The organism is Chrysiogenia bacterium (assembly GCA_020434085.1).
Lineage (GTDB): Bacteria > JAGRBM01 > JAGRBM01 > JAGRBM01 > JAGRBM01 > JAGRBM01.
Map to the genome: position 1 here is coordinate 1 of JAGRBM010000113.1, position 7640 is coordinate 7640.

The following is a 7640-nucleotide window of genomic DNA, read 5'->3' on the forward strand; positions in this document are numbered from 1 at the left end:
GCCCATGTCGGCAACGGACCTGAGATCGCGCTCGTCCTTTTCGGTGAGCGTCGGGATGCTCGAGAGCGAGACGCCCGGCACGTTGATCCCCTTGTGGGAGAAGAGCGCGCCGCCGGTCAGCACGCTGGTCTTCACATCGGTGTCCGTAACGCTCTCCACCCGCAGCCGGATGGTCCCGTCGGCCAGGTAGATCACGGCGCCAGGGCGCACATCGGCGACGAGTTCCTCGTGCGGGGTGTGAACCTCGGCGGCGCTGCCGCTCACGTCCCGCGTTGTGAGCGAAAACTCCGCCCCCGAGTGGAGCATCACGCCCTCGCTGGGCAGGTCTCCGATGCGCAGCTTGGGGCCCTGGATATCGGCCAGGAGCGGAATGGGAAGCCCGGCCTCAGCGGCCGCGGCGCGGGCGCTCTCATAGAGCGGGCGCAGGGACTTGCCGTCGCCATGGGAGAAGTTGATGCGAAAGCAGTCGGCCCCGGCGGCGAGCAGCTTGCCGATGGTGGCCGCATCCTGGCTGGCAGGGCCCAGGGTGGCGATGATCTTGGTTTTGCTCCACGCGCGCATGGGGAGAGTGTAGCGCAGCCAATGAAAAAGAGCGCGGCCGATTGGGCCGCGCTCTTTTGGGTGGCTTTGGAGGGGGCTTACTTGCGGTCTGCGACCTTCACGTAGTCGCGGCGGCCTGAGCCCACGTAGACCTGGCGCGGACGGGCAATCTTCTGGTCCGGGTCGTTCATCATCTCGTTCCACTGGGCGAGCCAGCCCGCGGTGCGCGGGATGGCAAAGAGCACCGGGAAGAAGTCCTGGCTAAAGCCGATGGCGTCGTATACCAGGCCCGAATAGAAGTCGACGTTCGGGTAGAGGTTGCGGCCCACGAAATACTCGTCCTCGAGTGCGATCTTCTCGAGTTCGAGCGCGATGTCGAGCAGCGGGTTGGTGCCCGTGACCTCGAATACCTCGTCGGCGAGCTTCTTGATCACCTTGGCGCGCGGGTCGTAGCTCTTGTAGACGCGGTGGCCAAAGCCCATGAGCTTGCGTTCGCCGGCCTTGACCTGCTTGATGACATCGGGAATCCGGTCCTTCGAACCGATCTCCTTGAGCATGCGGAGCACGGCCTCGTTGGCGCCGCCGTGGAGCGGGCCGAACAGGGCGGCGATGGCCGCCGAGCAGGCAGAGTAGGGGTCCACGTGGGAGCTGCCCACGCTGCGCATGGCATTGGCCGAGCAGTTCTGTTCATGGTCGGCGTGCAGGATGAAGAGCACGTCCATGGCGCGCTCGAGCACCGGGTTGGGCTGGTAGCGCGGCTCGGCGATGCGCTTGATCATGTTCAGGAAATTGCCCGTGTAGGAAAGCTCGTTGTCGGGATAGACATACGGCATTCCGTGGGCGTGGCGGTAACAGAAGGCGGCGATGGTCGGCATCTTGGCAATGAGCCGGATCATCTGCTGGTAGCGGTTCTCGGGGTCATCGACGTTGCGCGCCTCGGGGTAGAAGGTCGAGAGCGCGGCGACCGTGCCCTGGAGCATCCCCATGGGGTGGGCGTCATAGCGGAAGCCCTCCATGAACTTCTTGAGGGTCTCGGGCACGAAGGTGTGGTGGATGCACTCGCTGGTAAATGCGTCGAGATCGCGCTGCACCGGCAGCTCGCCGTGGAGCAGAAGGTAGGCCACTTCCAGGAAGTTGCTGTCCTCGGCCAGTTGTTCAATCGGGTAGCCGCGGTAATTGAGAATACCCTTGGCGCCGTCGATGAAGGTCACTTCGCTGCGGCAGGAGGCCGTGTTCTGGAAAGCCGGATCGTAGGTCATCATCCCGAAGTCGTCCTCGGCCACCTTGATCTTGCGCAGATCGAGGGCCCGGATGGCGCCATCGGTAATCGGCAGGGTGTACTGTTTGCCCGTTCGGTTGTCGGTGATCGTCAGGGTATCTTCAGGCATATTTCGGTCCTCTCTCCTGAGGGAGCTCAATTGCGGCAGCGATTTCGGCTCTGCTGGTGCTTCCGGGCCGGATTAGAGATCTCCCCAGGGACCTGTGGGAGTCGGCGGCTCAGATGAGTGGTCACGGAATCCGCTCGGCGCAGACTGCGACCGCCCCTTTCATAGCGCACACCGGCCCGGTGGGCAAAGCGCCGAAAGCGGCAATAATAGAACAGTTTTTCGCGTGTGAACGGGTTGGTTCGCCGGTTTTTCAGTCGGCGCTTCGGCCCCTTGACAAGGGCGCGCGGCAGGCGTAATTGGAAGATGCCTTTCTACCAATGCGGGAGTAGCTCAGTTGGTAGAGCATCAGCTTCCCAAGCTGAGGGTCGCGGGTTCGAACCCCGTCTCCCGCTCCAGTTCTTTCAGACACTTACGTCGATCGCATTTTCAGAAAATTGCGCTCTGTGACCGTACCGTGACCGGAATACATCGGGTCATTTCTCCACGCCGCCGCTCACGATCCGCAGCGAGGGCTTCCCCGCCGCGAACGTGGGGAGCCGTTGCATTTTCTCTCGCGCGAGTTCGATCTGGACTGCTGTGTAGTGCCTGGCGTTTACCTCTGACGAGTTACCGAGAATCTCGGATGCCTCCTTGTGTGTGAATCCGAGGTGCTCGGTGAGCAGAGTGTTGGTCGTCGTGCGAAGATCGCGGAAAAGATAGCCCTTTGCTTCGAGGCCCGCTGCCTCCAGCACCTTGCCCCAGCCTTTGGTGAGGTGGTCAAGCCTTGTCCAGACGGGCTTCTTCTTGCCCTCCCGCTTGGGGAAGATGAATCGGGCGGGGTGCAACTCGCCGCCTTTCCCGGCTCGCCCGGATGTTGTTCGGGAGCGGTCCATTCGCCCGAGAATGCACCGGGCCTCTTTGGTAAGTGGCACGATGCGTTCCTTGCGCCACTTAGGTGCCCATCCCAGGCCGTGCTTGGTGGGGCAGCCTGGCTTGGTTCTGACGCGCGCCAGGCCGTTCTCCAAGTCCACATCGTCCCATTCGAGGTGAAGCAGCTCCCCGGTGCGCATCCCGGTCTGTAGGGCGAAGCCGATCAGCGACTTCAGGTCGTACCGAATGTCCAGCGTGCCGTAGTCCACCGAAAGCAGCTTCTCGATATCCTCCGGCGGGATGATGACGTTGCGGCTCTGCTCGGATGCCGAAGCCGGAAGGAATGTCAGGGTGGCGAGCGGATCGCTCAGGATTTTCCCCCGGGCCGCCAGCGCCTTGGTAATCCGCTTGGCGTGGCGGCGGCAGTTGTTGACGCTGGACACGCTCAGCTCGCCCCGGGTCCGCCAGGCCGCCGTGACGGCCCGGAATTCCTCGACCATGCGGGCGTCGATGTCGGCAAATCCCCGCGCGCCGAGTTTCTCGAACTCGCCGAGTGCTTTTCCGAGCTGGTGACGCTCGTTTTCCAGTGTCCGGGGCGTTTTTCTCTCGGCGGTCGCCGAGAGATACCACTCGATGGCCTCGCTGAACGAGGGTTCCGCCTCGATGAGGCGGCCTACCGCGTGGCGGGAATCTTCCAGGTCGAAGAGCCCCTGCGCGAGTTCCTTTTCCTTGTGTTTGGCTCTCCTCCTGGCCTCCGGCCCGTCGTTCCCGACGGGTACCCGCCTTCGGTAGCCGTCGGGCAGGCGGTAGTTCAGCCAGTACCGGATTTTCGCGTCCGTGCGTTCGTACACGGAGACGGAAGGGAAGTAATTGGATGGAATTTCAAAATGTCGAAGTAGTTGGCTCATGGGCCGGTTCTCCTCTCCGGACCCGATGGCCACTGCGATGCGCGTCGTTGGCGCCGCATGAACGCGTCGAGGTCCGCTCTGGAGAACACCGGCCTGCGGCCCACTTGATGAAAGGGAAGCAGCTTCCTCCTCGCGTAACGCCGGATTGTTTCCGGCGAGGCACGTAGGTACTCGGCCGCCTCCTCCTCATCGAAATATTCCTTGAGGATGTGCTCTACTTGAATCCGATTTTCAAAGAACTGAGAAGACTGCTTGTATTTATACCTCGCATTGGAATCCGGGACAATCGGGCTGGTAGAGATGCCTGATGGAGAGACCGGGCCCGGCGAGCGGGCGAGCAGCCATGCGCGCAGTTCCCTGAGTTCGGCGAGAATGACACCGATTGCCTCGGACCGGGAATCGGCGCCGGGATCGAGGGACATGAGTGGTTCTGAGGGTTCAGGGGCCATGGCCAGAAGGGGAGATGCTTGTTCTAGATGGCGCCTGACGGATTATCACTTGTCGTCCCGTGACGGTATTGGAGGAATTTCTCCATTCCGGAGGGTCGCTCGCACTTGGGAACCCAGAGGATCGCGTTCATGGGTTCGAGCGAGGCTAGGACTTCGGCTTCGCCCGCACCGAGCGCCTCGGCAATCCAGCGGACTTCGTAGAGGCTCGGCCTGACGCGCCCGCTCTCGATGCGCGAGAGTGTCGTGCGGACGATGCCGGTTTTATGGGCGAGTTCCTTCTGGGAGAAACCCTTGATCTTGCGGAGGTGGGCGAGGCCCAGAATGGGTGTCTTCATGTCCGCAGGATGCAGGACTCCGGAGTGAACAAAAATAGACCTTGGGTGGGCGCGGAAAGTCTACTGCGTTGAACCAGCAGGTAGCGGGGCGACCTACCTGCTTCCTGCCCGGTCGGCCCGCACTTCGATCCACCTGGAATCGGATTCGCCCAGTTCGTTCTGGGTCAGCAGCAGGTGCTTGCCCGGCTCGGGAATCCACCACAGGCGCTCATCGGGCAAGGCTTTTCCGAGATACTTCCCATCGACGAACCAGCTGAGCGGCGCGCCGGATGCGCCCTCGGCTTCGAGCGGGATTTCCTGCTCGGTTGCCAAACGTCCGCCAATCAAAAAGACCACGTGTCCCGGAGGCGGTGAGATGATTGCGGGGCGCCCCTCGGATGCGGGGCGCCTGCATTCGGGGGCAAACGAGGGCGGTTCGGGCAGGGTGCGGTAGCGGTCCTTGAGCCACCTGCGCACGTTCGCGGGCCAGCGCAGAAAGGTCTGGGGCGCATGGCGTCTGCCCTCCATGCACAGCGGGCCCAGCGCGTGGCCCGTCTCGAGGTCGATCTCCCGTCGGGTGTGGAAGGGGCAGGGCTTCGAGGGTACGCTCTCGCCGCGGGCGAGGGCCTCCATCGCGTGCGGGCAGGCATCGGTGGGGACGTAACCCGAATAAGCGCAGAGCCTGACCGGTCGGAGATCCGCCGGCGGCAAGTCCCGGTGGCTCGCATCCTCGGCGGAGGCGAGTCCCTCCAGCAGGTCGAAGAGAATCGGCCCGGCGGCATCGGCCCCGACGAGTCTGTTGCTCGGTGAGTTGTCGAAGTTGCCGAGCCAGACAACAGCAGTGTAGCGGGGGCCCGAACCCGACGCCCAGGCATCGCGGTGGCCGAAACTCGTGCCCGTCTTCCAGTGGATACTCGGCGGCATGGCCGAGTAATCACGTCGTCCCGGAAAATCCGGGCGATCCCGGAGCGAGAGCGTCTGCCGGGTCAGATAGGTGGCACCTTCGGAAAAAGCGGAGAATCCCTCTGGGGCTGTCTCAGTAGTAGATCCGGAACTGTTTGCGGGTTGCAGCAGTTCCAGATGCCGGTAGCGGCCGTGATTGGCCAGGCTCGCGAAGAGGCCGGCGATTTCGAGCGGGGTGATCTCGACGCCGCCGATGGCAGCTGAGAGGCCGTAGTAGCCCGGCTCGCTCCGAAGACTTCGCACGCCCATGGATTGCAGCCTGCCCAGGAATCGCTCGACTCCAACCCTTCCCAGCAGATTCACGAAGGGGACGTTGAGCGACCAGGAAAGGGCTTCTTCCATGCGCACAAGTCCCCGGAATTCCTGGTCGTAGTTTTCGGGCGAATAGGAACCGTAGTGAACGGGGATGTCCTCCACCAGCGTTTGCGGAAGAACGATCCCCTGGTCGATTGCGGATGCATAGATGAATGGCTTGAGCAGCGAGCCCGGCGAGCGCGGCACGTCGAAACCGACAATCTGGGCGCCGTGGTCGTTTTCGAGAAACTCGAAATTGCCGATCAGCGCCTCGATCCGCGCGCTCCGGTGGTCGGCGATGACGACGGCGCCGTTGAAAATGCCGTCCGCGGCAAGGCTCGCGCGGGCACGGGTTAAGACGCCATCGGCGAATTGTTGCGTGGTTTTATCGAGTGTCGTGCGAATGCGCGCTTCCAGCGGATTGTTTTCCAGAAGCCAGCGCGCGGCATGGGGCGCCTCACGGGGGAAGGGTTTCAGCGAATGGGGCGCGGCCTTGGTGAGAGTCGATTCCACCGAAACGGCGGGCCACGGCCAGCCGCGCTCGCCCATGCGCCGGAGGATGGCATCGCGGGCAGCCGTTAACCTGGCAACATGCGGCTTCGTGGGGTAGCGGCTGTTTGGGTTCTGCGGCACCGCAAGAAGGGTGGCGATCTCCGAAGGCGAGAGCGCATCCGCCCGATGGCCAAAGTAGGCGAGCGAAGCGGCTTCAAGGCCTTCAATGTTGCGCCCATAGGGGATGAAGCTCAGATAGGCGTGGAGGATCTCCCGCTTGGAAAGGCGCAGTTCCAGTTGCAACGCGCGCAGGGCCTCGATGAACTTGGAGCTGAGGGTGCGCGGCCGGGGTTCGAGAACGCGCACGAGCTGCATGGTCAGCGTCGAGGCGCCCGATACCACGCCGCCTGCGGAGACGTTCTGGAAGAGCGCCCTGACAACCGCCAGCGGGTCCACTCCGGGATGCCACCAGAACCTGCCATCTTCGATCTCGACCAGGGCAGCCAGATAGTTGGGATCGACTTCGTCCACGGAAACGGGAATCCGCCACTTGTCATCGGTCGAGAGCGTTACATATGCGGGCGTGCCGTCCCGGAAGTAGACGACCCGGGAAGGCCCCGCGAGGAGCCGCTCAGGCAGCGGAACGAGGCATGCTGCGGCAACCACGCCCGCGCAGAGCCCGAGCACAAAAAGTGCGACTGCCCCCAGTGGAGAGCGAACTATTCGAGATAGGAGGCCCAAGGCCCGCTCACCTCAACGACGGTTCCCGCTACCCGCGCCCATTGCTGGGGGTCGTACATCGCTTCTGCGGCAACGGGCGGGATCGTATAGGAGCCCGCCAGCGTGGCGCGGAGCGCGTAGACCACCTTGCGTGATTCGCGCGCCTTGAGCGCGCCGAAGACCTCGAAGCGCTCATCGCGGATGTTCATGTAGTCGATTTCCCATTGCTCGCTTTGCTGCACCCAGTTGACGGCATTGTCGCGCCCGAGTCGCGGGTTCTCAATCTCCCAACCGGCGGGGAAACGGTCCACCAGGGCGACGTTCCGAATGTCCTCGCGTGTCTGGTTGGTGAGCGTCAGCTCGACGAACACCAGGTCGCCAAGGCCCACCTTGGAGCCGGGGAACTTGAGCTCGGTGCCGTCGGGCTTGAAGTAGCGTCGCCGAATGTCGAGATCATGCCCGCCGAGCTGGTAGGTCGCGTTCTCGCGGACACCCTTGCTGGAGAGAATCAAGTAGAGCTTGCCCTTGCCGGTGTCGCCGACGTTGAGTGTCAGGTCCGGGTATTCGCTGGCGCGGTAGACCGACCAGCTGCGTTCACTGCTCTGCCTGGGACTGCTTGCGGCCGGGAGTTCTTTCTTCCCGAACATGAGCTGCGGCGGGTCGAAATCACTGGAACCGCTTCCGGCGATCTTCCCGAGCGCGCTGAGGCTCCAGCCCAGCTCC

The 7640-nt window shown here is 63.2% G+C and carries 7 protein-coding genes and 1 tRNA gene; 1 reads left to right on the forward strand and 7 read right to left on the reverse strand.

Annotation, left to right across the window (positions count from 1 at the left end; all coding sequences use genetic code 11):
* On the reverse strand, positions 1–561 hold a 561-nt coding region (locus KDH09_03810), incomplete at its 3' end, for a pyruvate kinase (GenBank protein ID MCB0218795.1).
* 77 nt (positions 562–638) lie between these two features.
* A complete protein-coding gene (locus KDH09_03815) occupies positions 639–1928 on the reverse strand; it encodes a citrate synthase (GenBank protein ID MCB0218796.1) in 1290 nt (429 codons plus the stop codon).
* A 319-nt stretch (positions 1929–2247) separates the two neighbouring features.
* On the opposite strand from KDH09_03815, the gene KDH09_03820 reads away from it, so the two are divergent.
* Positions 2248–2323: transfer RNA gene (locus tag KDH09_03820), tRNA-Gly, on the forward strand.
* A gap of 78 nt (positions 2324–2401) precedes the next feature.
* Here the strand turns inward: KDH09_03820 and KDH09_03825 are convergent.
* The 5 genes from KDH09_03825 to KDH09_03845 form a co-directional block, all read right to left on the reverse strand.
* On the reverse strand, positions 2402–3685 hold the full coding sequence (locus tag KDH09_03825; GenBank protein ID MCB0218797.1) for a tyrosine-type recombinase/integrase: 1284 nt from the start codon (positions 3683–3685) through the stop codon (positions 2402–2404).
* The gene (locus KDH09_03830) at positions 3682–4107 is read right to left on the reverse strand and encodes a helix-turn-helix domain-containing protein (protein MCB0218798.1); all 426 of its coding nucleotides are present in this window, start codon (positions 4105–4107) and stop codon (positions 3682–3684) included. The genes KDH09_03825 and KDH09_03830 overlap by 4 nt, the downstream gene beginning before the upstream one ends.
* Positions 4108–4157: 50 nt before the next feature.
* Positions 4158–4469: a helix-turn-helix transcriptional regulator gene (locus KDH09_03835; protein MCB0218799.1), complete on the reverse strand. Its 312-nt coding sequence runs from the start codon at positions 4467–4469 to the stop codon at positions 4158–4160.
* Between the two features lie 93 nt (positions 4470–4562).
* Positions 4563–6920 carry a penicillin-binding protein 1C gene (gene pbpC / locus KDH09_03840; protein MCB0218800.1) on the reverse strand — a complete coding sequence of 786 codons (2358 nt, stop codon included), beginning with the start codon at positions 6918–6920 and terminating at the stop codon, positions 4563–4565.
* Positions 6917–7640 (reverse strand): hypothetical protein (locus KDH09_03845; protein MCB0218801.1); only part of this gene is annotated, 724 nt, incomplete at its 5' end. The genes pbpC and KDH09_03845, both read right to left, overlap by 4 nt.